Source organism: Leptolyngbya sp. GB1-A1 (assembly GCF_039962475.1).
Lineage (GTDB): Bacteria > Cyanobacteriota > Cyanobacteriia > Elainellales > Elainellaceae > Leptolyngbya_A.
In genome coordinates this window covers 288412-310366 of record NZ_JAMPLI010000005.1, presented here as the reverse complement: position 1 = coordinate 310366, position 21955 = coordinate 288412, and the positions used below count along the sequence as shown (strand labels likewise).

Sequence of the window (21955 nt, the reverse complement as noted above, 5' to 3'; positions counted from 1 at the left end):
TCGGGCTGCTGTTTCGTCACTTCAACCAACTTTACCTCTTAAAGCAGTGGAAAATCCTACAAGCGTTTCTCCCGGTAGTTTTATAAAATGGTGCCTAAGAAAATCCAGGCACCATTTTATAAAAAGCGATTGTCGGCTAGAACTTAGCAGTAATCACGCCAAGGTAATTAGCCTTTAGAGCCGTAACTGTCGTATTTAGGGTCTTGATTGGTTGTCCCCATGTCCAGTAATCGAAGGTCACCTTGTCGTTGGGTTCATCGATCGTGATTGGCCCCTCTACAGTAATGATGTGTGTGGCTGTTCCCGGCTGGAGCAAAGGGATTTTAATCCAGATTGCAATGTGATTGTTGGCATTTTTCTGGATGGCTTTAATGCTAGCCAAGCTCGTATTGTCGCTGTAAGCAATATCGGAGTAGAAGCCTGTCTTTTTATACCATTCGCTCAACTCTTTTGCTGATGTTGAAATAGCTGTTGATTCATTGGGTGCGCCCTCAAAATCGAAGAACCAATTCTCGCTATCACGAATTGATGACATCAGCATCCAGTCTGCTTGCGGTGGCAATCCAGGAAACTTCGCAGCAAGCGCCGAATAATCCGCATTCCGCAAGTCAGAATCGGGCGCGATTTTGAATTTTCCTAAGAAGCCTAACCCTGCGCCATACAGGGCTTTGGCAAACGACTCAAACTCTACTGGGTTCCTCTGAATAACATGGTGGAAGAAAGCCGCAGCCGTGCAAAGTCCAACCGCACCCTGATCAAAGAGGTTGGCGTCCCCTTTTAACTTTTCAATGCGTGTCAAGACCGTATTGCCATCCAGTTTAGGCCACGCTTTGCGAGTTGTTAGAGGAGTGCTGGGCGAGGTTGTATCTCCACCAAACTCACCTGAAAATTTATCCACGATCTTGTTGATTAAGCCAGATCGGGGCTGACTATCTCCCCAAGTTGCTGCGAGTGCAGCGGGGTTTTGGGAATAGCCGCCGCCATTGGTGCCATTGCTGCTAGAGCCTCCATTGCTACCATTTATACTGCCACCTCCACTTTGACCACCACTGCCAACAGGCACGATCGCACCTGCTCCACTGGCATTGTTGCCCGCTGGGGTCTGTCCTTGAGTCTTGTCGAAGTAGTTGATCTTTGCACCATCTTGAGAGTGGTTGCCGCCCCCACTAATACCACCGCCTGCACCGATCGCACCGCCTGTGTACGCCGATGCAGCGGTCTTGGCTAAACTGGTAATCATTTCAGCAGCAATTCGCTGTCGCTCGGTGTTTGCCTTGAGCAAGTTATTCATGTTTGTCCCCGCTTGTTCACCAGCGGTTGCTGCACCCGCAGATGTTGCCTGTAATGCTGCTTGAGCCAATCCAATCGTGCTTTGCAGCCCGCTCATATCGCGGAACATATTGCCATTCTGAATTGCAGCTAGAATAGCTGCCGTGCCAGCAGGATCGGGCAAATTCGTGGGCGAAGTAATGTTAACAATTGGGGTACTTAACTGACCGGGGTTAGTATCTTCATTGGTTGCCCGACTACCCGTTTGGATAGCAGCAATTTCACTAGGTTGAAGCGGAATTGGAGAATCCTGCCAGTTCCAGAAGCGGGTGACATCTAGTTTCTCAGCGCAGTTTGAACGTCCCAACACTGCTTCAGCAAAAGTTCCACCCGATGCTAAAGGAACAATATCTTCCTTAGCACTACCAAGTTGAATCCCGTGTTGGTCGAGCCATCTTGCCCAACTCTCATCGTTCGAAGCATCTGTATTCATTTTGAATGCTAGATAGTTGCCTACATAACGAATTGGACGCGGCTCTACAACTTGCGCGACTGGAACCATTTGCCCATCTACTTCCAACCCATAGCCTGACAAAAGCATGGCGATTTGGGTACTATCTAGCGATCGAAAAACTGCCTGACTGTAATACATGCGATTGTCATTCAGATGCTGTTTCAGGTTTATATTCACGCCACCTGGTTTAATCTGAACAACACGAGTTTCGCGAGTTGCTCCCTTTCTGACGGTAACCGCAGGCAGTTCGAGGGGAAAGCGTACCCCGTTCCGGTTGATCGTCAAAGTTACGTTGACCGAAATATCCTTTTCTGAACTACTGCCGGAAATACTAACTCGGCTGACTTCGCTCATTGCAATTGGACGCTCTGGACTAACTTCGCTGATCGCTGTTCCCTGTTGAGTGTAGAAAATGATCTTCATCGGAGTTCCGCCTGAAGCGGCCACTCCACCCTCTACGGTTACATCAGTCGGTAAGTAGATGGCATTGCTATTTGCTCTTAACACCGAGCGATTTAGGAGCCCTGATAATCGTGCAGTCTGATCCATCGTCCACAATTGGTCATTCACCTGCTGTACAACTGACAATGCACTTGACAGGCGAACAGTGGAGTTGATGTTGGTCGCAGCTAGCATCTTTGCCTGAGCCGTAGCAGCAGGCACTGAAGCCTCCACAGGTTTGGCAGAGTCAGTGGTTACACTGGTAGAACTATCTGCAACAGTTCGTAGATCTTGCATCCCAGCTGCCGTAATACTAGTGCGGTTTACCAGAGCATCTTTAAGGTATATGCCGAGGCGGTTATCTAAACCTGTGAAGTAGGTATTCCGTTCCGGCGATAATTCCAGCACATCCAGGTTTTGCAAAGCTTCGCGGATTTCGTAGGTCAAGGCTGCGCGGCTCAAAACACTCCGAAAACGTCTCACCATTGCATCATTTTGAAAATCAACCAACTGTACCGGAATAAAAACAACCTTGTCTGCTTTGACGATCGCCACTTCAACCCGGTAAATTTGCACGACCTCGTAATATTGAATTGTCAAAGCGTGCATGTGGTTGTAATTCGCTAAAACACGAGTGCTAATTCCTTCATGCTCTGTTTGCGATACTTCTTTAACCACCGATGCCCGTCGGCTCCGGTTGCTGTGAGCATGTTGATGTGTGCGATCGTTGACATTTTGCATCATCGTGCTGCCAATCTCTCGATGCCCAAACGATGTGGAATAGCTATCAGCATGGGTGTTTGTAGTTGCTGTGCTGCTGGTCGTTCCCATAGAACCACTAGGGCCGCCCAACAAGCCACCCAGCGGTGCAGAAAGTTCCGCAGCAGTAGAAGTTCCTTGTTGCGTTGATGTGCTGTTGCTATTTGATTGTGAAAAACCGCTTTGAGCCTCGTTTGCAACGGCTTGTGCAACCTCACTGATGCTCCGATTGTGAGAGGTATCGTTCGTTAAATCGTCGGTTTCATCAATAATTTCAGTTTCCCCCGCTCGACTCTTGCGTGACCAGTCAATCACTGCAACACGGGTACTTTCACCAGGCGCTAAAGAAGTGCTGTGTAGAAGCTGCCCCAGTGTAACGCCCTGAGCATACCAGGATTGGTTGAAGGTTAGCAGTGCTCCAAATGCAATCTTTTTGAAACCTGTATCGCCCAATTCAAGTTTGACAAGATCAAGCGGTTTGAATTCTGGGCTGATAATATTCGTGATTGTATCGTCGTCACCAATTTTGATCTCGTCCATTAATAGAGTTGTGTACTGAACGCGCTCGGTTGGGTACTCGCCTGACTTAGGCAGTAGATCAGCAGGACGTTCAGGATCAAAGTCTTCCTGATTTTCAGGAAAGTAAACTGCGTTTAGAAGTCGAACCGCAACCCGGTAAGGAGGATAGAATGCCAAATCACGAACAGTTTGTACATCAAGTTGAGTCGCTATGTTCGCGACCTCAGATTGTGGAATACTTTGTAGTAGACTGATCGGTAGAAATTGCAACTCTTCAATTTTCTTTCCTGCGGCTTCTGCTTCACGAACCATATCAGCCGTTGGATTACCATATTGATACAGCGCACTCTTCAAATCATTGCCTGCATTTACAAGTTTGGTGGCTGTGTCAAAAACTACAGATGTAGCAAGATCAAAAACGGTATTAATTTCAATTTTTTTAAGCGTATTTGCAGTATCCTGATTAACTCCCAGTAGAACATGAGTGTTCTGATGGAGCAATTCTCGTAAAGCTAAATTTCGAAATTCAGTGCGGATAGAGCTAATGAGATCGTCAGACTTAAGGATCATGGGGGCAAGCCTTTTTAGAAACACTATTTGTCAGGTGTACTCTGATGTAATTGCGATTAAAGTTCATTTTTTCCTTCACATATAAAGTTAGGTTCACTATCACTCCTTAAACAGTAAAGCTAGAAACTTCTCAAACGGTTTCCTGACGTGACAATTAATTCTCGCTATCCGAATATCAAATATTTATTCAAGAATCGACAGTACCCTTGCGGGTAATTTTGAGAAATTTCTTGCTGCTTCACAAGTAGGTAATTAATACTGCCTCAGTAGATAACCTAAAGCAGCCCAACGGCTGGCGCGTCACCGGAAGGCGATAATATTTGCATCCTAGTCAATAGCGACAATCTCCGTTCCGCGTGCACGCGCTTGTTGGGCTGATGCAAAACCCTATGATTTTGTCCTGGTAGCTTATTTCACTTAGCTCGATGACGCTTGACTAAATGACGCCTGCGGTACTGCAATTCTTTTCTGTCGAGTTCATCACCAGACGAAGAAGATGCCCATTGTACATTGCCGTTGATCACATCTACATCGACCTTCGTGTTCAGGATCTCGATGCTCTTGAGCAGCCAGTAGAAGGAGAATGCCCAGATGCCTGCACACTCCAGCCACAGGACAATGCGGTCGCCGATGATGCTTGTCCCTGTAACGATCCTCAGCAGCAGCACAAGCCCCAGCGAGATCGGCATCAAAAATCTGGCGACACTAAAGAGCTTTTCCCAAAAGTTCCGCTTCCTTGCATTTTCAATAAGCTTAACGGTATTCAATGCTGTGAATACGTTGACCAATGTGATCATGAGGAAGAAGGCGAGAGCTGATGCGAAATGGATAGAGACAGGCAGCCCCAGCAACCTGCTGGAAGTGAAAGTCACAAAGCCCTGTGTTACCTGGCATGCCGACAGCACTTGTGGTTCAGGCCAGTCTGTTGGGAAGAAAGCAACGCCGGCAAGACATATACCAGCGATGTTAAGCAGCCAGTTCTCCAACTTGCCGAAACCTGTATAGATAATTAAACAAAAGCTAATAGCGGCAAGAATGCCCACAAAGAGGTCTCGATAGACTCCTTCGAACGCTGTGCACATAGACCCAGCGTGATAGTAAGCGCTAAGAGAGTTCTGTATTTCCAGCGGAGCCGGAATCCACCAGAGGCTATTTATCCCACCCAGCACGAGCAGTAATGGTAGCATAAAGCCAAAGATACACATGCACCAGCGAAGCGTAGAATAAGAGCGCAAGATGTGTGTGTCCAGCCGCTTTGGGGGATCAGTAATTTGCATGGTTCCCATACACTCCTAACAGTTCTCACGATTCTAGATACGTATCAGAAATCGCTTTCTGCTTGTGCATTAAGGAAAATTTGATAATCCTTAATGCATCTTTGCTTAATTGAACTATCTACAACATTTTGTGGCGTTGCTGAATTTGAGTATGATACGCCCCCCTAGCCACCTAAAGTTGGGGGGAACCAGGATTCAAAGTCCCTCAGCATTGGGGGATTTAGGGGGCGATACAGAAGCTGAATTTGCACCCTTCATATCCCGATTCAGCAACGCCCATTTTGTCTGTCCAACAACCAGCATCACCAGCGGCAGGTAGCATTAAAACGAAGTCAAAAATTGCCCGTTCGTCCGGTACACGCAAGGGTTAGCTGGCGATTGTTAGACCAATGTTGTTAGAAGCATCTAAGATTCTATTGAATTACCTCAGTGTACCATTCAGCATTTGATTGACCACATGCACCCATGACAACAGGATTATCAATTGCCTGGCTGTTGCCAATGCTAGCGAGACAATTAGGATGCCAACCGTTTCGAATTTGCTGACCATCCCAGCGCCATTCAGCATTTGATTGACCACATGCACCCATGACAACAGGATTATCAATTGCCTGGCTGTTGCCAATGCTAGCGAGACAATTAGGATGCCAACCGTTTCGAATTTGCTGACCATCCCAGCGCCATTCAGCATTTGATTGACCACATGCACCCATGACAACAGGATTATCAATTGCCTGGCTGTTGCCAATGCTAGCGAGACAATTAGGATGCCACCTATTACGAATTCTAAATGCACTAGAAGGTGCAATTATCTCCCCTGGAACTATGTGATTTGCGACCGTTTGTTCAATTCTGATGCCTAGCCCAGGTGGTGTAATAATAATGTAAGGCTGGTGTGTATTTGGAGTTACAAATATTCCACCGGGGTATCGTTCACCGCGGCTGTAAGTCAGAATACCGAATCGGACATCAGCTCTAGACAAATCTATGTTGAAAGAGGCTTGAGGAATTTCACCAGTGGTGACATAAGTTGCTAAAGCAGTTGCAATAAATTGTGGGGTAAGAGATTGCCTTAAACGTTGAAGTTCTGCTGTATATTGCCCTTCAAAACGTGTGGAAGCTTGTTCAACCGCTCTCTGTAAATTCAGAAGCATCTCGTTATAGCTGCTGTTCGCAAGTTTTAGGAAATACTGAATAAGAGGAGCTGGATTTGATGTAGCTATAGAGGCTGCAGTAGCGCTTGTAGCTATTAGATAGTCATCTTGACTGATCTCATGTCCATAAATAACAATACCTTGGCTTTCAAGCGCACGTTGCAATTCCGATTTGTTAGTCACATGACCAAAATTGCGTCTAATAACACCGTTAAGTGCCGTATCTGTAAGGTTGGCAAGCTCACCCCAGAGGGCACGGTAAGCAGATCTTGGATTGTTGTAGTATTCAGCAATTTCTTCCCAGCTTACGCTCTCAATTACTTCACCCACTTCTTCCACTCGATCAGCAACGCTTTGCCAAACTTCTGTTCTAGTAGGATCACAGCCACCACTGAAGCAATTATTAATCTCATCAAAAAGATTAAATGCCCGAACCTGCTGGGAAGTCAAAATCAGCGCAAAAGTGAGAACTGCAATGGTAGCAGTTCGTTGAAAACGGCTGAATCGATTGGAGAATTCAACTCTAGTCTGATTTAAGAACTTAAACAAAATTGAAAAAAAATTCTTCATTATTAAATACCTACAGAATCAGAAAACATTAGTGAAATAGTTCTGCATGGTGATAGACAGCTTGAAGTGATGACCTCAACAGTCACACCACAAGCCCTTAGCAGCCGGTTCAAGTGCGTTTGCCAGCTTACAGTTTTGCAAGGACAAGTCTTGCTATATCTAGATCTATTTTCCTATAAGAAATCTAATCAGATAATCTATGTTAATGACAGCAATAAAATGTCTAGCTTCTTTATCCACTACGAAGTAGATATTACTGCAATGATTGCGTTTCTTTTACTAAAGATATAAGCAAGTTAAACTTCTAATCTAACTGTTTGGAGCGATTTCACTCTATATTTGAAGATTTTTCACTCGACGGTCTAACAAACTATTCATGATTTGCTCACCACACAAACTTGTTCTTGCTGTCCACCAAGCGTACAGGCTCCTAAGAAATTAGATTTTTAGCAAGCATAAATACTCATCAGTTAAATTTAATTTCTTTCACCCTGAAAGTGCCTTAGCGCGTGGAGTGCTAATTATCAACAAGCTGGTGATAAGGGCCATTATCCACGACTAGTCTACAGTCCCATCAGGTTCAGTGTTAGAGAAACTCAAAACCAGAAAGGCCCTGTGATGAGTTAGTACATTGGGCAATGACTAGAAGGAATTCAGAAGCGGTTACAGAAAAATGAAGCGATTCCCCTTCTCCTAATTGCCTAATGATGATCTGCCAGTTGAACCCGCCGCCCCGAACGATTATTGGAATTTGAGAAGCAGCGTATCGGCGGTCGGGTGCATGCCCTTTATGGGGGACGGGACTGAGGCAGAGGTGATGAACTTTATAGGCGGGTTGTACTACTGGAAATGTTCCACCCAGAGTTCAAGTTCATGCTCAAACAACTCGCGAACCTGTTGTTCGTTAGGGTCGATAATCTCAGCTTCCCCATTTGGATTGAGCCTCGCGCTCACGGCAAGCTTGAAACGGGTTGGACTGCCCTCGTTAGCTTGAACTGCGCGCGCGATCCGGCTTGAATTCGTTCCTTTACGTACCTCTTTGAAGTAGAACGACCATCCATCCGGATTATTTCGCTGCTCAGATACGATGTCGGTGAAGTTTGCTTCAACAAAGTTTTTGATTTCTTCAGGCGTCATGGGAACAGTATAAAACCAAGTGCTTCATCGGCGGAAGCAGCTAACGACTCAAATCAGCGACGGCAAGTAACCTCGAACTCATTACCAGCGGCTTTCGTCCGTCCGCTGCCGTGAAGTGTTAGCCCGTAGAACTTACAGCGGTTGTCGCTCGAATAAGCCACACCATCAGCCGAGAAAAATTACTGCTTGGTACTGCACCTATGGCTTACCTATCTGAAAATCGCTGTATCACTCGCCGTTATTGAGCTTATTCAACTGCAATGTGCACACCACCATTGGCGACCTTCTAGCCAAGCTCAATGCCCCATTTTTTAAGAAATGTCTCTATCAATTTTTTAACAATACCAATTAGAAGAGGAAGGAGAGGAGCAGGTACAGTCAGCAAAAACCGACGAAAAGTTTGAACGTCAAATGGCCAAACTGGAAATTCATTAGTTAGTGTGTAAAAAGCTTGAAGCTCTTTAATCTTCTCAGCCCCTTGTTTGAGGGTTGCTGCATCGCCAGTTAGGCTTGAGTGAATTTGCGAATAATCTGCTTGGAACTGTTTCGCAATTTCGCGCAAGAGTTCCTCCTTTGCTCTTCTCATGCCTCTGTGAGCGGCTATTAAAGGACCGAAAAAGCATACTACTGACAGGACAATATCTAGAGGAATAATTAAGTGAACAAACCAATAGTTCTGTCCAACGCCTCGTGCAATAAACTGATACTCAATGGAGCCAACCATAATTCCTAAAACGGCAATTAGATAAGCGGTTTTGAGTGCGTAATCGCTAAGAGATCGAAGTCCTCCACAACGATCAGGATGAAGAGGGTTAACGTTAAACTCTCTTTGTTCTAATTCCCTTTTAAGGATGCAATGCAGAATCCATATATTAGTAATGAGATTGAGGACTAGAACGCTGCCCATATAAACCACTATGAAAGTAACAACTGTGATCATCAGAATTGTCAGTGGATGTGAGCTAGTCCAGCTATTCTTTAATTCAAACCGAGTGATGCAGACAAAAATACTAAAAATAGCAGCGCTACTAAGTGCTAAAAATTTACGCCATTTCGGTTTATAACCGCTGAAAGCAATTTGGTTAATTTCCTCAATTTCTGATTCATTAATCCTTAATACATCGGATGCTTCAAGATCCTGAATTACCTTGTCGATTGCTTGAAAACTCCATAAATAATAACTTAGTACAACAGGGGCGATGAGTAGTACCCATATCCAGGGAAACCAATCCTGAAGTAATCCCATCTGACCTGGCTTAGACCACAACGTACCACTTATCCAAGCAGTAAGAAAATAAAGCCCAGTACCGCTTGTAATGGAAATCAACCCAAATGTAAGAGGAGAAAGATGAAACTTTTCAAGTAGTATGTATGCAATAGGATCAAAACGATAAAGATTACGTTTTCGCAACGATTTGATGATTGTCATACTTATCCAAATATTACAGGTGTAGTCAACTAGTGATTGCAGTGCGGAGATCAACTTATAGTAATTGAATTAGAATTTATGAAACTTAATTTTTGGATTCACTCGTAACTCACAATAGTAATCCAATACCGCGATGTTCAATTGCTCTCCTCGTCATAATGCAGGAATTGCTGTTTTCTTAATTGTCTCTGCTGCTAACCTCGGTATCGTCGCCAGATTATTTGTACCAGGCACAGTAGGGCAACTTTTCTTCATCCTGACAAGAGTTTTGATGCTAGCAACACCATTAATATGGTTTTTCCGAGTTGATAAAGGCAAACTTGTCGTATCCTTACCCTCAAAACAACAATATCTAATTGGGATGATTCTAGGAACTCTTATGTTTGGGATCATTCTCAGCGCTTATTGGCTTGTGGGGCAAGAGTGGATCAATCCTACTGATGTTCAATCAAAAGCAGAACAAATAGGACTTGCCCGTCCCATCATTTACCTATTTAGTGCTTTTTACTTTACAGTCATCAACTCTCTATTTGAAGAATACATCTGGCGATGGTTTGTATGCCGTCAATGCGAGGTTATGTTTCCTAAAAACAAAGCTTTTTATTTTGCTGCCTTATGCTTCACGCTACATCACGTTATTGCTTTAATAGCATACACAGGAAACTGGCTTGTTACTGTTGTAGGCGCTTTTGGTGTTTTCACGGCTGGTGTTGTTTGGGCATGGTGCTATTTAACCTACGGCTCTTTATGGTCATGTTACATTAGTCATTTATTGGCAGATCTGGCGATTGCTCTGATTGGTTGGCATCTTCTATTTGTATCAAAGAGCAGCTTTGCTTAACCCCGAATTAATACTTGATACACGAACTTTTAAAAAACGCAAATGGCGGGCTAACCATGTAATTAGGCGGAATTAATTCGGGCTATCTACCCTATAGAGGCAATTAGCCCGAATCAATTCTGTCTAATCCCCCAAATCAGACATTAGCTCGACGAATTTTCCGTATAATACTCCTGATCTCGGCAACTAACCCGAATTCTTCAGCGTTTCTTCACTCTGTTTTCGCCTCCCATTCTGCTTAAGATCTCAGAAACGGGATTAGACGGAATCCAGAGTGCTGGCATGAAAGTTTAGCTTGTTAGCAAACACTGCCGAATTTAACCACTCTCAATAATCTGTTGTATTCCCTGCTTTGCTTACCGAAAGACTCACGGCTAAAGTGAAGCCCGATCGCCTCCCCCTTCTACCCCTGCTTCGGCGGAACAAACGGAGTACCCCAGAACACCCAGTTCTCTTGGTTAAAGGGCGATGCGAAGCGGTTTCTCCTAAAGGCTAATCGCCACCAAATCAAGACAGCCATCAGACTCCAGCTCCAAAAGATGCAGAGTCCAAGTCTCGTCAATTGAGAAATTCTGCACTATTGCGTTAAAGCTTGCCACAAGATTGCAGGCTTAAACAAAACTGTAGGGGGTTTAACGAGATGCGCGACTTGAATAAAAGCACGATGTGTTTCAGCACTTGTCAGCGAGAGCTGCAAAATCCGATCGAAATAGCCCTGAAGCTGTCTTGCCACCCATCCCGGTCGCTTTCCCTCTGTCGTGGACCAGCGAAAGTCTTCTCCGGTCGCCATCAGCCAGGGGGTATTCAATGCTTTTGCCAGTTGCCCTTGAAAGTGCTTCTCCCAATGACTCTGCGGACGGGTTTGGTTGTCTTGTAAGCACTGTTTCAGCGTTATTGCTCCCAATGCTGCTGCTGTCATTCCCTGCCCGTAAATCGGGTTGAAACAGCAAACGGCATCACCCAAAGCAACTACTCCCCTGGGCATCGCTAGTAACTGCTCATAATGTCGCCATTGATTCTCAGTGCGACGGTAGCAATGGATTGCTGAACAAGGTTCGGCAGTTTGCAGGAGGTCATACAACATGGGGTGACGCAAACTTTGAGCAAACTCCATAAAACCTGCTTCGTCACTGGGCGGATGGTCTCCTGCAATTCCTGAAAGCGTGACAATCCAGCAGTTCCCCTCTACGGGATAGATCACCCCACCTCTTTTGCATTCACCGGGTTTTGATGCAATGATGACACCCTGAGCAACGGCATCGTTTGGTCGACGGTACCAACGGCTAGCATAACCAAGAAACGAGTTGACTTGAGTTTCCGGTGGCTTTTCGTAGCCCAATGCTGCTAGCCACTGAGGCAACTTCGAGTGACGTCCGGTGGCATCAACAACGAGATCAGCAGCGATCGATGGCTTGTCAGATGTTTCTACAGCCGTTCGCAGCATGACCCCAGTAACCCTGGGAGTTGGCTGTGATTCGAAGACGAGACCTTGGGCAGAGCAACCGGGTTGTAAGTGAAAGCGGTCATTGTCCAGAAGTCGCTGCCGCAAATACCATTCCAACAGCAAGCGGCTACAGCATATCCCCCGCAGGCCAGAAGCATGCTGCTCGAGCCAGCCTTCCATGCTAAAGAATTTCCAATCTGCAATCCAGTCCAGTGAAATTGCACCTGCCTCAATCAAATCCTCAACCAGCCCAGGAAAAAGCTGCTCAAGAATTTGTTGCCCTTGCAGAAGTAAACCATGCACATGCTGCCCTTGAGGAACACCAGGTCTGCTAGCAGGTTGCATGGGAAACTGATCTCGCTCTAGGAGCGTTACCCGATCAAAGTGATCCAGCAATACACGTGCGGCAAGCAATCCTGCAATGCTACCGCCAAGGACAACTGCATGACGATTAGCTTGGCGAGACTCAAGAGTATTTGGGATTGGGGAAGGAAATTGGAAACCAGACATAAGCGGGAATAGAATTGCTCTGGCTTAAAGGAAAATCCTAATTCAATCCTAGCGTAATGTTCTCTGTCCTATTTGCTAGAACCAACAGCTAAGGTAGAACCGATCGCCTACCTCATTCTCTGTTTTGACTACCCCTGCTTTAGTGGAACAAACGGTGTACCCCAGAACGTCCAGTTTTCCTTATTGAAGGGCGATCGCCACTTATAAATCAAATCGGATTCAATTTGCTGCCGGGGACGAGTCGCAGCCGGTGCTTGTGACCAGAAGGCAATGCCGATCGCAGTCTTGATCTTGTGCAAAGAGTTAGCGGAGCAGTAGTGATCCAAATACCATTTGCAGCCATGCTCTCCCTTCCAACGCTGCCCAGACTTAACGGTTTCACCCACGTACAGCAGGATAGGCAGCTCGTAGTCAATCACAAAATACAGGGCAGCCGTTCCTTGGTCGCTGTTCTTCCACCGCCAGAACTCAATGTTTTGCTGCCGCATGGTGAAAGGGTCAAGGCGATCGGCTACTGGTAATTCAATAGGCTCACCAAACAGATTAACTTCAGCCTGGGGCGGAGTGGCACGAACCTGGGTCTGATACTCGTAGATGCGCTGCTTCCATTCCTGAAGGGCGATCGCACTAATCCTCAAAGGTTTAGGCTGTCTGACAAAGCGGCTGGTGGAACTATCCATTGCTTCAAACAATGACATTTGTTCTGCTTCGCTCATAACTTGCCTCCACCACCTTTTGCTGAGTCAGGATATCACGGGTAGAAGCGATTGATGGCAGGAAGGGATGACTGGATATGAAATTGTATTAGCAAAAGAAGGCATGACTGCTCAGAATGCTTATCCTCCTGGTTTAACCTGCCTACGAACAAATAGCGGCGATCGCACCACGCAGGGTTTTCTAGTGTAGCTACGGGGTCAAGGGCACAGCTCTTGCTGACCTCTCAGATGTTGCGACATTTTCAGAAGCTGGGTGGCTCAGAAACACTTGACTCCCTTCGCTTTCATTTAGGGTTGTTACGTGGTGCTTTGTTATGCAGCGTTCTGTTCCTTTTGCTTTTGTTTCTGCTTTGGCTGCTGAGTTTGGCGCAGTCGAGTGCTTCTGGCGGGAGTCTGACCGCTCTTTCACAGGTTTTGTGGCTGAGGTGTGGTTTGAGTCGCAGCCGCGCGAGTTTTGTGTCCGGTGGGCGCAGGTTGTCGGTTACTCAGTGTTAGTTCGCTGTGTGTCTTCCGGTCCGGCTCGGTTTGTGGCTTCTGTGCCTTGCACTGTGCCTCCAGGGGCAGTGCGGCTTGGCTTTCCGTCACGCGGTTCAAGGTTGCGGCTTGAGCCGTAGTTTGGTTTAGTTTGCTCTTTGCGCTGGGGCTTCGCGCCTCGGCGCTTTTTTTGCTGTAAAGCGTGTTTCCCCCTCGAAGCTGAGAGCGATCGCCTGGTGTGTAGGCTATTTAATCCGTTGAAACCGATTGATTTGGGAGATTTGGAGGAGTTTGAGCGGCAATAGCGACAAGAGGAACCCCAGGAGGATCATCTGGAGACGGAGGATGTGAGCCAGCTATGGGAAGTGCTGAAATTTGATGATCAGACAAGGGTACGCGATCGGGCGATCGTAGCGGTGCTGAGTCATGGACTGCAAGCCTCGGAAACGTCTGCTCTCAATGTCGAGCATTGGAACGGCAAGATTTTGACGTGCATCGATCCAAGTGACAGAACGTGAGCCAGGTGCTATTGAGTCGAGAGGCGTGAGCGTACCTGGAAGCCTATCTGGAGTGGCGACGACAGCAGGGTGGGGAGTTGAGCCGGTGCCAGAGTTTTACTGTCCCTGAATTCACTGGTTGTATTTACAGCAACTCCTTTCCTCTGCCTGGAGTAACAAAAGAGAGTTATGATTGCACTCGAAGTTTTTACCAATCAGAAGTTGTGGCTAGAAAAGCCACTAAGTTGCATATTACACGTCTTTATATTTTTTAAGGTTTAAGCGTAAGTAACACATTGCACGTTCTTTCAAAAAGGGTTATAAATTAAAAGTGTCAACTTCAAGAAGTTGTCTGAATAACAAGTAAGCTTCTTGCGAATAACGCTGGAATTATCAAAGACCTTACTCTTCTTTCAGCCTCAGCACTAGAAAGTGCAGGAAGAGATAAGATCACGAAATTTACTTTACCGACCTTACTTTCGCAACGAACCTTAGCATTTATCTAGCATAAGCGTCTCTACTGATTACGCCTTTGGGCTGTTGCTCTTGAGGTTCATTGGAGTTTGCTGAAAGACTAATTAAACCAGCATGACCAGCAGTCACAGCTTGGTTTGTTCGGATTCATCTTGCAATCATTGAGGTGAATTATGATTTCTGGAAAATTAGTTACATTAGCTGGAAGCATCATACTTAACTTCTTAGCTGCACAAAACCCCGCTTCATCTTCAGCCATTGATTCAGGTCCACCCAGCATAACACCAGGCTGCTACCGAGTAGGAGATGAACAAGTAAAGTTTTTCTATCAAAAAATTGATACTCTAAACGTAGACGCTTTAAATCAGATTGCAAATTCAGTTTCTAATCAATGCGACAGAAGCTATATCTGGGATGACAAGTGGTACTGGGAAAGTTTACCGGACGACAGGGCAAGATATGTATTCCTTCTGTGGAAGAACATTTCTGCTAATCAATATGGATGGGTAGTTGTTCAAAATACTCCTAGTACCTGGAACTGGTACACCAACGACGGAAGGAGCGGAATCATTCCAGATGGACAACAAGTTAAAAGAACATGGTGGACCAATGGTCACCGTATAGACATCGATCTGATGAATCCAAGAAATACTAGAGATTGGACTAGAAACGATTTCTGGTATGGTTTTGGGTGGTAAGGTAAGCAGGACTACCTCTCTTCCCGGCGTGTCGCAAAAATTTTCTGAGGCACTACTTGTAATGTTGTAGTATTTATACTTCAACTCCACTCATAACGCTTTTAGAATTTTTTGCGACACAATCCTGAAGCGAGTTGCGCTCTACCAGGCTGCCGGTGTGTCCGTGCGCGCCGGTAGTGTTCTAGACCTGTGGAAGATTTAGATGGAAAGACCGAAATCATAGCGGTTCACAAATAGCCCAATCCCAATGTCGTGCATCCACTCCGACTTTGAGAAACGGATTGTTTTGCGTGCTAATCGCTTAATCTGAGTTCGTAGGGTTAAGTGTTTCCGCTCAATCTTCTGAGTGTAATGCTTACCGACCTCATGCCGTTCTTCATCCAGTAACCAAGCATAACCGCCCTAACCATCGGTGTAAAACTGCTGGATGCCAGGCATGCGTTAACACTGCATCAACGATCGCAACACTGCATCTGTGTGGTCAGCCAACACATGAGCCAGCACTTTTCCGCTGGCATGATCGATCGCATACCATAACCAGCATTCCTGTTTTTTCCTTGCCGACAAAACCCCACATTTCATCCATCTCTGCCTCATCAATGCGCTGCACGAGGGCTTCGACCACTTCCGGTTGTGGCAATTGTTCCAGCGACGGTTGTTTCACCAACTTCAATGAATCCTTAGACGATTCCAGACACGATCGCCCAAGCTAATAATCCTTCTAACGCTAAACGGACGCTCGATTGTCCAATGGTTCACTTTTCCACCTGGACTGCTGACTTGGCGTAAGGCACGTTAGAAATCAAACGATCGGCTTCGAGGCGGACATATTGGAAAAGCGGATTCGTCCGGCTTTGCCCGACTCAGTTTCTTAACAGGCACAGTCTTTCGCCCGTGCATTAGGCATAGAGCAATTGGTTTTTTTACCATCACTACACGGTTGATTTACAAAAGATTAAACTCATCCGAGCGTAAAACTTTCTCACTTTAGATCTATCTTATTTGCGATGGTACCTATTGGGGCTATAGCGGTGAAAATGCTAATCCAGGAACAATTTCTATACAGAGCTTAAAATACTACAACGCCTACACTAGAAGACTTTTATACAAGCTATTACTTTATCTCTGTTAAATTGCATTGGAGAAGGTAAGGTTAATATATGGATTTCCGGAAATCGACTGGTCTTTATCGTAATCAGTCCTATCAAACTGCCGAATTAGCGCAAAGGATTATTATGCCAATCGATTATTCAAAAGCTGTAAAATATGCCATTTTTTGTCAAAAGGTTTATGAAAACTTTCAAGGCGTTCGCTTTGATAGCATCACAGTAAAACCAATCTTGATCGATGAGCCAAATACAGATACTCAGTGCGCGATTCTTACAGAAGGAACGGCAGCTACCATTGTATTTCGAGGCAGTCAATCATCCGAGGACTGGGAAACGGATTTCAATACTAGATTAGAGCGTGCCCAGTTTGACCAAAACGTAATTCGTGAGTTGATTGTTCAACCCCAGGGAAAAACCTATCCCTACAGTGGTCCCAGTGCTTCCAGAGCACTCATGCACAGCGGGTTTATCGCTGCTTATTTTTCAGTACGAGATCGAATTCACGACTATATCAAAAAGAGCACGGTATCTAGTGTGGTTGCAACGGGACATAGTTTAGGAGGCGCACTGGCAACCTTGTGTGCTGTCGATATTCAGTACAATTTCTCCGATAAGGTCACTATCGAAGCCTACACCTATGGCGCACCTAAAGTGGGGAATGACGGATTTCGAGATTCCTATAACCGCCGAGTTCCCGATAGCTATCGGATTGTTAACGGCATGGATCTTGTACCAGAACTACCGCGACCGTGGCAGGGCTATCGGGCTGTAGACAAAGAGGTCCGAATTGGGCAACGGTTTAGCCTCAACTTCATTAGTCAACGATTCAAGGATCACGCGATCGATCGCTATATCGATAATCTCAGACAGTTCGACGCCAAAGGTTAGCCTAGCAATGGCTGGGCGGTTCCTTATGCTCGCTGCACCTTGGTTTTATAGAAAGGCTTGTATCATCACGACAAGCAATCCAAACTTTTTTAGTAAACCGCCTCCAATTCATAAGGGGGCATTTTTATTGGCTTAAGGCGATCGCCCCACCAGCAAACTCACCTTGTCAGAAGTGCCAGGAGAGCCGTAGAGATATTGTCCTGAATCAGAGTGACTGCGATCGAAGTCTAGCTTCTCTCCCAAGACTCCATAATCCTTACAGCCAATAGATTACCAGATACCAGTTTCATTGAGGTCGGCTTCGCTTCTGTGTTATTGCCGCCCCTTCGGGAGGTTGCTTGTGAAGTGTTGTTCAGCTTACCCGCTTATTCTGCGGCACGCTGCGCTGGCTTTAAATGCAATTAAATCCTCGCCACAGCACCCGCCCCACTCCCCCACCCACCGCCCCCGAACCAGTAGACATAGGCTATTGGTCAGCCGTGTAGTCCCTTGGGGTTGCCCCGCTTTGCGGGGCGGGTGGCAGAGCCGCCCTAGTTCTTACCACAGTGGCACGTCAGTCTTTCCGCCAGCCTGCGTTGCTGTTCAGTTTCACACAGCCATACATCCGAGCAATACCAGCGATCGCGGGTGAATCTAAACCTCACATTCACCCCATATTTCAGCAGCCATTGCTGGGCGATCGAAGCATCACAAGAGCGACGCAGGCAGAGCTGGCACAGTAGTTCGCCCTGGATCTCGCGTGTGTAAAATCGGCGGCTGGTCATCGTTTCCCCCCTCAATTTCCTTCTTAAATTATAGTACATTTGACTTGTGTTTTACAGTTTTATAGCACTATAATTAGTTCAGATGAACTAAAGGTTTTGAGCATGATTCGGTCTAAAGTTGCAGTGCTAAAAGACGGGTATTCGATGCTGAATATCCATCCCCGTTTGTCTGTTTGTTATCGAGCGTTGAAGAAACCGGGCAAAGGTGGGCGGAAAGACAAAATCCAGTGTGCCTACTTTGGTTTCGAGTCTGAGGAGTTGGCAAAAAGGTGGGTTGAGCGTGTGCGGTATCGCTACGGCATCCATGTTCGAGCCATTATTCGCGAGGGCGATCGCCTGACCGATTGCGCCTATGAGGTGAAGGTATGGGAATTTGATGAACTGGTGAGCTTAGTTCTGGGCTGTGCCTATCAACTCCAGAAGCAGGAGGAAACTAATGCAGCAGCAGCCTAGTGAAGAAAACCGCCTAATCCTGCGAATGTTACAGCCGCCCCCACCGCTCGATCATTCAGCAGCCCAAGCAGCTCACCGTAAGATTCAACGCTACCGACGCGACCAGGAACGCAAGAAAAAAGCCCCCAGATACAACGCCTAGTATTCCAGCGTTTTCTAGAAGCTCAAAACAAGTATTTTCAATTATCCATCATGACACCATTCGATTCATTTCAGCACGAGCAAGAACGCACAGAGCAGCAGCAACAGGCAACAGCAGAAGCTTACCTAGATGGAGCTAGCGATGCAGCACTAGGATACAGCCCAGCAAAGAAAGACGATGATGTGTACCTTGCAGGCTACCTAGAGCGATTGAAGGAACTCATCAAGACCAGTCCTGGAACACTGCAAATTAGATGGATTCTGCCTCAAACAAACCGCTTTAACTATCACGATTGCGACTGGGCAGAGGCAAGCGAGTTCTAGAACCGATGCACTTAACCGGGAGTAGTGCCCCGGACAAACGACAAATCCATCAGTTGAAGCGATGACGCACTTTCTAGAGCAGATTCACCAGGAATTCAAGCAAAGCAACAGACATCAATTGGCGAAGGCTGTGAGGAGTTTTAAAAGCTCGGTCGATCTCAAGGTTTGTACAGGACAGGAGGCGATCGCCTTTAGAAACTTGATGCAAGAAAACCTTAGTGCGACAGACCCAGAAGCAGCCTACTGGATGAGAAGCATTAACGAAATCGTTCAGCAGGTTTGTCAGCAGCACATCGAGAATCGCCCCACAACGCCCTATTTGATCAACCGCCCAGGACGGGCAGAGGTCACGCACTGGAACAAACGCAGATGGAACGATGCCCCCGCATCTATCCGCCGAACTGTTGAGAGCTATATGCAAGCAGGCTGGGATCTCATTGCCTATGACCACTGGAAGGTACATGGGGCGCAGGTTGAGCTAAAGAAGTGCAACACCTTGACCAACACGGACGACCGCAGAGGCTGGCACCACTCCAAAACCCTGCTCATTGACAAGACCGGAAAGATTGTCAGCACCCGAAACGGCAAATCATCAATCACGGAATAAGCCATGAAAACCAAGCTTGAACGCATTAACGATCGCCTGGTTGAACTCCGCGACCAGGCACACGATGACGAACTAGCAGATGAGCTAGACAGCGCAAGTATCCATCTGGAAGCCGCAATTGATCGTCTGATTCAGCTTGAGGAAGAAGAGGAAGAAGAGGACGAAGGCGACGAGTAGAACCAGCCGCACTTAACCGGAAGTAGTGCCCCGGACATCACTTCAGAGCAACAAGCAGATCGATGACACCAAGAATTTATTTCTGTGACCTTGCTGCCTACAACCGAGGCAAATTAAGAGGCGTTTGGATTGAATTGTTCGAGGGAATTCAGGCAGACGACATCCAGCTAGCGATCGACTATATGCTTCACCACTCACCTTACTGGGATGCTGAAGAGTGGCGGATTGATGACACTGAGAACTTTCCCAGCCTTTGCTGTTCTGACCTGGAGACGATCGCCCAAGCAGCCAACCTGATCCACCAGTACGGAGCTGCGGCGATCGAAGGGTACTTTGCTCATTTGGGCAGCGATGCAGACTTAGACCAATTCGAAGATTACTACATCGGAGCCTTTGAGAGCGAGGAGGATTTCTGTCAGGAGCATTTGCACATTGCAGAAGCGGCTGAGGGAATCCAGGTATTTGACTGGGCAACACTCGACCAATACATCGATTGGGAAGCGATCGCCAACGATGCGTTCATCAATTCCTACTACTCGCACGAAGCAGGTGGCAAGGTTCATGTCTACATCCGATAAACCCACTATGCATGACCAGACGCAAAGCAAAGCCAGACATCAGCCCTTCAGACGACCGATCGCCGCCATCCTCAATGACCTTGCCAAACCCATTCCCCAACGATTTATCAGCAGGCTAGAGAAGAAGGACAGACGAAGCGGCAGAATCACCTACATTCCTTACATTCCCTGGTATCACGTCGCCCGATTGCTGGACTACTACGCGCCAGGGTGGGAAGGCAAGATCACCCACATCCAGACGACTGGCGATCGAATTGTACTGACTTATTCACTGATCATTCACGCGCAAGAGGGGGACTTTACCAGGACAGCCAGCGGACAGGAATTACTGGATTGTGGCAGCTATGGCGATCCTTCTAGCAATGCAGAATCAATGGCATTCAGACGAGCCGCCGCCAAATTTGGTTTAGGTTTAGACCTTTACGATAAAGACTAACTGACCGACAACCTACCGCCCCATAGGCTATTCTTTATAGTGCAAAGAGACGGTATGTATCAGCTGATGGGACGGAAGGAAGTTTACGAGGCGAGGATGCAGGAGCTAGGCTGGACACCTTACCGCCTTGCTCAAGAGATCATTCGTATTCGCCAGGATCGAGGCGAGGAACCTCCTACTCTACAGGGCTTAGAATCCTCCCTTAGAAAAGCCTTGAAAGAACCGGAGTCCAAGAGCCAGCAGACCAACGACGACATTGTTAAAGCCCTTGGCGGAGAAAGCATTATCCGTTGGATATCCCATCAGGACGTGAAGCTCTAGAAATACAGAGTTACGCCTTGAAAATTCAAATCAGCGGCAGATGCGAAGCAGTTCCCTCCTGGGGTAAGCGCCCACAGCCTTCCACCTCAAGCTCCGTTATCCCCAGAACAGCCTACAGGATTTTTCTCGTCCATTCCCATTTATCCGTCTCTGCTTATTAGGCAGGAGGCTTAGGATCTGGCAGCGGCACGGATGAATCAAGAGGACGCAGCACTAGCAACAACATATATTTGCGTGCCTCCTCTGGCAACGCATCCAAAATTTTTTCAACTGAATCAATCCGCAAATTCTCGCCGTTCCGGAACTTACTGATCTGGGTCGGAGTTAAGCCTGCTCTTACCGCCAAATCAGTTCCCTTGATGTCAAACCTAAATAGGGTCTCCCGGAATGCCTCACAGAACTTCATCGGAACAATTCTATTTTCAGCTAATTAATTACAGCTTAGGAGAATTCATAACAGGATCTTGAAATCTTGAATAACACGATCGTATAATTTCTAATATTTTCGTATCATCCCTTGCCTGATCGGGAATCATATATCAGGAAAATTCGTGACCCCTATGAGACTTTGTGCAGAAGATATCCGTTACGCACGCGCGATCGACCTCCAAGCAATTACTGGAATCGATGCCAGCAATTTCACAGCCTGGAGCAGCCGTCGCCATATTAGTGAGCGCAACTTGGGAGTTATCGCTGATGCTCTGGGCATCGAGAAAAGTGAAGTCCTGAGAGGATTTGAACTACGTCGCCAAGACACACGAATGGCGCGGGAGGTGGCAGAAAAGCTGGAGCGGTTACAGCAGCTTCAGACCTGCTCTGCCTGACTCCTAGACACACCCTGCTAAAGAAGCACCCCCTTCCAGT

25 protein-coding genes and 1 pseudogene are annotated in these 21955 nt (G+C 46.6%); 15 read left to right on the top strand and 11 right to left on the bottom strand.

The window, feature by feature from the left end; all coding sequences use genetic code 11:
• Nucleotides 1–136: 136 nt before the first annotated feature.
• From NDI45_RS08255 to NDI45_RS08235, 5 genes are all read right to left on the bottom strand, one after another.
• Nucleotides 137–4072, bottom strand: a complete 3936-nt coding sequence (locus tag NDI45_RS08255) for a hypothetical protein (protein WP_348247009.1) — start codon at nt 4070–4072, stop codon at nt 137–139.
• 413 nt (nt 4073–4485) lie between these two features.
• Nucleotides 4486–5358: a hypothetical protein gene (locus NDI45_RS08250; protein WP_348247008.1), complete on the bottom strand. Its 873-nt coding sequence runs from the start codon at nt 5356–5358 to the stop codon at nt 4486–4488.
• 404 nt (nt 5359–5762) lie between these two features.
• Nucleotides 5763–7073, bottom strand: a complete 1311-nt coding sequence (locus NDI45_RS08245) for a hypothetical protein (RefSeq protein ID WP_348247007.1) — start codon at nt 7071–7073, stop codon at nt 5763–5765.
• A gap of 840 nt (nt 7074–7913) precedes the next feature.
• Complete coding sequence (locus NDI45_RS08240) at nt 7914–8210, bottom strand: hypothetical protein (RefSeq protein ID WP_348247006.1); 297 nt, start codon at nt 8208–8210, stop codon at nt 7914–7916.
• Between the two features lie 286 nt (nt 8211–8496).
• Entirely contained in the window at nt 8497–9639 is a 1143-nt protein-coding gene (locus NDI45_RS08235; protein ID WP_348247005.1) for a hypothetical protein, read from the bottom strand.
• Between the two features lie 133 nt (nt 9640–9772).
• Here NDI45_RS08235 and NDI45_RS08230 point away from each other — a divergent pair, with 133 nt between their 5' ends.
• Entirely contained in the window at nt 9773–10480 is a 708-nt protein-coding gene (locus tag NDI45_RS08230; protein WP_348247004.1) for a type II CAAX endopeptidase family protein, read from the top strand.
• Nucleotides 10481–11057: 577 nt separating this feature from the next.
• On the opposite strand, the gene NDI45_RS08225 is transcribed toward NDI45_RS08230, so the two are convergent.
• Together NDI45_RS08225 and NDI45_RS08220 are read right to left on the bottom strand one after the other, a co-directional pair.
• On the bottom strand, nt 11058–12434 hold the full coding sequence (locus tag NDI45_RS08225; protein ID WP_348247003.1) for a 2-polyprenyl-6-methoxyphenol hydroxylase-like oxidoreductase: 1377 nt from the start codon (nt 12432–12434) through the stop codon (nt 11058–11060).
• 128 nt (nt 12435–12562) lie between these two features.
• Nucleotides 12563–13150 (bottom strand): GIY-YIG nuclease family protein, encoded by a 588-nt coding sequence (locus NDI45_RS08220; protein WP_348247002.1) that lies wholly within the window; start codon nt 13148–13150, stop codon nt 12563–12565.
• A gap of 67 nt (nt 13151–13217) precedes the next feature.
• Between NDI45_RS08220 and NDI45_RS08215 the strand changes: the two genes are divergently transcribed.
• The 4 genes from NDI45_RS08215 to NDI45_RS08200 all read left to right on the top strand — a co-directional run bounded on the left by NDI45_RS08215 (nt 13218) and on the right by NDI45_RS08200 (nt 15293).
• Complete coding sequence (locus NDI45_RS08215; protein ID WP_348247001.1) at nt 13218–13340, top strand: hypothetical protein; 123 nt, start codon at nt 13218–13220, stop codon at nt 13338–13340.
• Between the two features lie 124 nt (nt 13341–13464).
• A complete protein-coding gene (locus NDI45_RS08210; RefSeq protein ID WP_348247000.1) occupies nt 13465–13764 on the top strand; it encodes a hypothetical protein in 300 nt (99 codons plus the stop codon).
• A gap of 207 nt (nt 13765–13971) precedes the next feature.
• Nucleotides 13972–14142 carry a hypothetical protein gene (locus NDI45_RS08205; protein WP_348246999.1) on the top strand — a complete coding sequence of 57 codons (171 nt, stop codon included), beginning with the start codon at nt 13972–13974 and terminating at the stop codon, nt 14140–14142.
• A gap of 626 nt (nt 14143–14768) precedes the next feature.
• A complete protein-coding gene (locus NDI45_RS08200) occupies nt 14769–15293 on the top strand; it encodes a hypothetical protein (protein ID WP_348246998.1) in 525 nt (174 codons plus the stop codon).
• Nucleotides 15294–15491: 198 nt separating this feature from the next.
• Here the strand turns inward: NDI45_RS08200 and NDI45_RS08195 are convergent.
• Both NDI45_RS08195 and NDI45_RS08190 read right to left on the bottom strand, forming a co-directional pair.
• Nucleotides 15492–15860 (bottom strand): annotated as a pseudogene (locus tag NDI45_RS08195) (IS1 family transposase).
• Nucleotides 15775–15960, bottom strand: a complete 186-nt coding sequence (locus NDI45_RS08190; protein ID WP_348247029.1) for a hypothetical protein — start codon at nt 15958–15960, stop codon at nt 15775–15777. The pseudogene NDI45_RS08195 and the gene NDI45_RS08190 overlap by 86 nt, the downstream one beginning before the upstream one ends.
• A 568-nt stretch (nt 15961–16528) precedes the next feature.
• Between NDI45_RS08190 and NDI45_RS08185 the strand changes: the two genes are divergently transcribed.
• The gene (locus NDI45_RS08185) at nt 16529–17290 is read left to right on the top strand and encodes a lipase family protein (protein WP_348246997.1); all 762 of its coding nucleotides are present in this window, start codon (nt 16529–16531) and stop codon (nt 17288–17290) included.
• A 530-nt stretch (nt 17291–17820) separates the two neighbouring features.
• Here NDI45_RS08185 and NDI45_RS08180 read toward each other — a convergent pair.
• Nucleotides 17821–18054, bottom strand: a complete 234-nt coding sequence (locus NDI45_RS08180) for a hypothetical protein (RefSeq protein WP_348246996.1) — start codon at nt 18052–18054, stop codon at nt 17821–17823.
• A 102-nt stretch (nt 18055–18156) separates the two neighbouring features.
• Here NDI45_RS08180 and NDI45_RS08175 point away from each other — a divergent pair, with 102 nt between their 5' ends.
• From NDI45_RS08175 to NDI45_RS08140, 8 genes are all read left to right on the top strand, one after another.
• On the top strand, nt 18157–18507 hold the full coding sequence (locus NDI45_RS08175; protein ID WP_348246995.1) for a hypothetical protein: 351 nt from the start codon (nt 18157–18159) through the stop codon (nt 18505–18507).
• The gene (locus NDI45_RS08170; RefSeq protein WP_348246994.1) at nt 18491–18649 is read left to right on the top strand and encodes a hypothetical protein; all 159 of its coding nucleotides are present in this window, start codon (nt 18491–18493) and stop codon (nt 18647–18649) included. Before NDI45_RS08175 ends, NDI45_RS08170 begins: the two co-directional genes overlap by 17 nt.
• A 50-nt stretch (nt 18650–18699) precedes the next feature.
• Entirely contained in the window at nt 18700–18972 is a 273-nt protein-coding gene (locus NDI45_RS08165; protein WP_348246993.1) for a hypothetical protein, read from the top strand.
• Nucleotides 18973–19033: 61 nt separating this feature from the next.
• Entirely contained in the window at nt 19034–19579 is a 546-nt protein-coding gene (locus NDI45_RS08160) for a hypothetical protein (protein WP_348246992.1), read from the top strand.
• 3 nt (nt 19580–19582) lie between these two features.
• On the top strand, nt 19583–19756 hold the full coding sequence (locus tag NDI45_RS08155) for a hypothetical protein (protein ID WP_348246991.1): 174 nt from the start codon (nt 19583–19585) through the stop codon (nt 19754–19756).
• 62 nt (nt 19757–19818) lie between these two features.
• Entirely contained in the window at nt 19819–20334 is a 516-nt protein-coding gene (locus NDI45_RS08150) for an antirestriction protein ArdA (RefSeq protein WP_348246990.1), read from the top strand.
• Entirely contained in the window at nt 20318–20770 is a 453-nt protein-coding gene (locus NDI45_RS08145) for a DUF1071 domain-containing protein (RefSeq protein ID WP_348246989.1), read from the top strand. The genes NDI45_RS08150 and NDI45_RS08145 overlap by 17 nt, the downstream gene beginning before the upstream one ends.
• 54 nt (nt 20771–20824) lie before the next feature.
• Nucleotides 20825–21091 carry a hypothetical protein gene (locus NDI45_RS08140; protein ID WP_348246988.1) on the top strand — a complete coding sequence of 89 codons (267 nt, stop codon included), beginning with the start codon at nt 20825–20827 and terminating at the stop codon, nt 21089–21091.
• Nucleotides 21092–21248: 157 nt separating this feature from the next.
• On the opposite strand, the gene NDI45_RS08135 is transcribed toward NDI45_RS08140, so the two are convergent.
• Nucleotides 21249–21497 (bottom strand): helix-turn-helix transcriptional regulator, encoded by a 249-nt coding sequence (locus NDI45_RS08135; RefSeq protein WP_348246987.1) that lies wholly within the window; start codon nt 21495–21497, stop codon nt 21249–21251.
• Between the two features lie 154 nt (nt 21498–21651).
• Between NDI45_RS08135 and NDI45_RS08130 the strand changes: the two genes are divergently transcribed.
• Nucleotides 21652–21915, top strand: a complete 264-nt coding sequence (locus tag NDI45_RS08130) for a hypothetical protein (protein ID WP_348246986.1) — start codon at nt 21652–21654, stop codon at nt 21913–21915.
• The last annotated feature ends 40 nt before the right edge of the window (nt 21916–21955 follow it).

Coding starts and splice junctions, on each gene's coding strand:
- NDI45_RS08240 (WP_348247006.1), bottom strand. CDS start 8,210: ATGACGCCTGAAGAAATCAAAAACTTTGTTGAAGCAAACTTCACCGAC.
- NDI45_RS08210 (WP_348247000.1), top strand. CDS start 13,465: ATGCAGCGTTCTGTTCCTTTTGCTTTTGTTTCTGCTTTGGCTGCTGAG.
- NDI45_RS08220 (WP_348247002.1), bottom strand. CDS start 13,150: ATGAGCGAAGCAGAACAAATGTCATTGTTTGAAGCAATGGATAGTTCC.
- NDI45_RS08185 (WP_348246997.1), top strand. CDS start 16,529: ATGCCAATCGATTATTCAAAAGCTGTAAAATATGCCATTTTTTGTCAA.
- NDI45_RS08150 (WP_348246990.1), top strand. CDS start 19,819: ATGACACCAAGAATTTATTTCTGTGACCTTGCTGCCTACAACCGAGGC.
- NDI45_RS08155 (WP_348246991.1), top strand. CDS start 19,583: ATGAAAACCAAGCTTGAACGCATTAACGATCGCCTGGTTGAACTCCGC.
- NDI45_RS08180 (WP_348246996.1), bottom strand. CDS start 18,054: ATGACCAGCCGCCGATTTTACACACGCGAGATCCAGGGCGAACTACTG.
- NDI45_RS08215 (WP_348247001.1), top strand. CDS start 13,218: ATGACTGGATATGAAATTGTATTAGCAAAAGAAGGCATGACTGCTCAG.
- NDI45_RS08175 (WP_348246995.1), top strand. CDS start 18,157: ATGATTCGGTCTAAAGTTGCAGTGCTAAAAGACGGGTATTCGATGCTG.
- NDI45_RS08235 (WP_348247005.1), bottom strand. CDS start 9,639: ATGACAATCATCAAATCGTTGCGAAAACGTAATCTTTATCGTTTTGAT.
- NDI45_RS08135 (WP_348246987.1), bottom strand. CDS start 21,497: ATGAAGTTCTGTGAGGCATTCCGGGAGACCCTATTTAGGTTTGACATC.
- NDI45_RS08165 (WP_348246993.1), top strand. CDS start 18,700: ATGACACCATTCGATTCATTTCAGCACGAGCAAGAACGCACAGAGCAG.
- NDI45_RS08145 (WP_348246989.1), top strand. CDS start 20,318: ATGTCTACATCCGATAAACCCACTATGCATGACCAGACGCAAAGCAAA.
- NDI45_RS08130 (WP_348246986.1), top strand. CDS start 21,652: ATGAGACTTTGTGCAGAAGATATCCGTTACGCACGCGCGATCGACCTC.
- NDI45_RS08200 (WP_348246998.1), top strand. CDS start 14,769: ATGATTTCTGGAAAATTAGTTACATTAGCTGGAAGCATCATACTTAAC.
- NDI45_RS08225 (WP_348247003.1), bottom strand. CDS start 12,434: ATGTCTGGTTTCCAATTTCCTTCCCCAATCCCAAATACTCTTGAGTCT.
- NDI45_RS08160 (WP_348246992.1), top strand. CDS start 19,034: ATGACGCACTTTCTAGAGCAGATTCACCAGGAATTCAAGCAAAGCAAC.
- NDI45_RS08250 (WP_348247008.1), bottom strand. CDS start 5,358: ATGGGAACCATGCAAATTACTGATCCCCCAAAGCGGCTGGACACACAC.
- NDI45_RS08255 (WP_348247009.1), bottom strand. CDS start 4,072: ATGATCCTTAAGTCTGACGATCTCATTAGCTCTATCCGCACTGAATTT.
- NDI45_RS08140 (WP_348246988.1), top strand. CDS start 20,825: ATGTATCAGCTGATGGGACGGAAGGAAGTTTACGAGGCGAGGATGCAG.
- NDI45_RS08230 (WP_348247004.1), top strand. CDS start 9,773: ATGTTCAATTGCTCTCCTCGTCATAATGCAGGAATTGCTGTTTTCTTA.
- NDI45_RS08245 (WP_348247007.1), bottom strand. CDS start 7,073: ATGAAGAATTTTTTTTCAATTTTGTTTAAGTTCTTAAATCAGACTAGA.
- NDI45_RS08170 (WP_348246994.1), top strand. CDS start 18,491: ATGCAGCAGCAGCCTAGTGAAGAAAACCGCCTAATCCTGCGAATGTTA.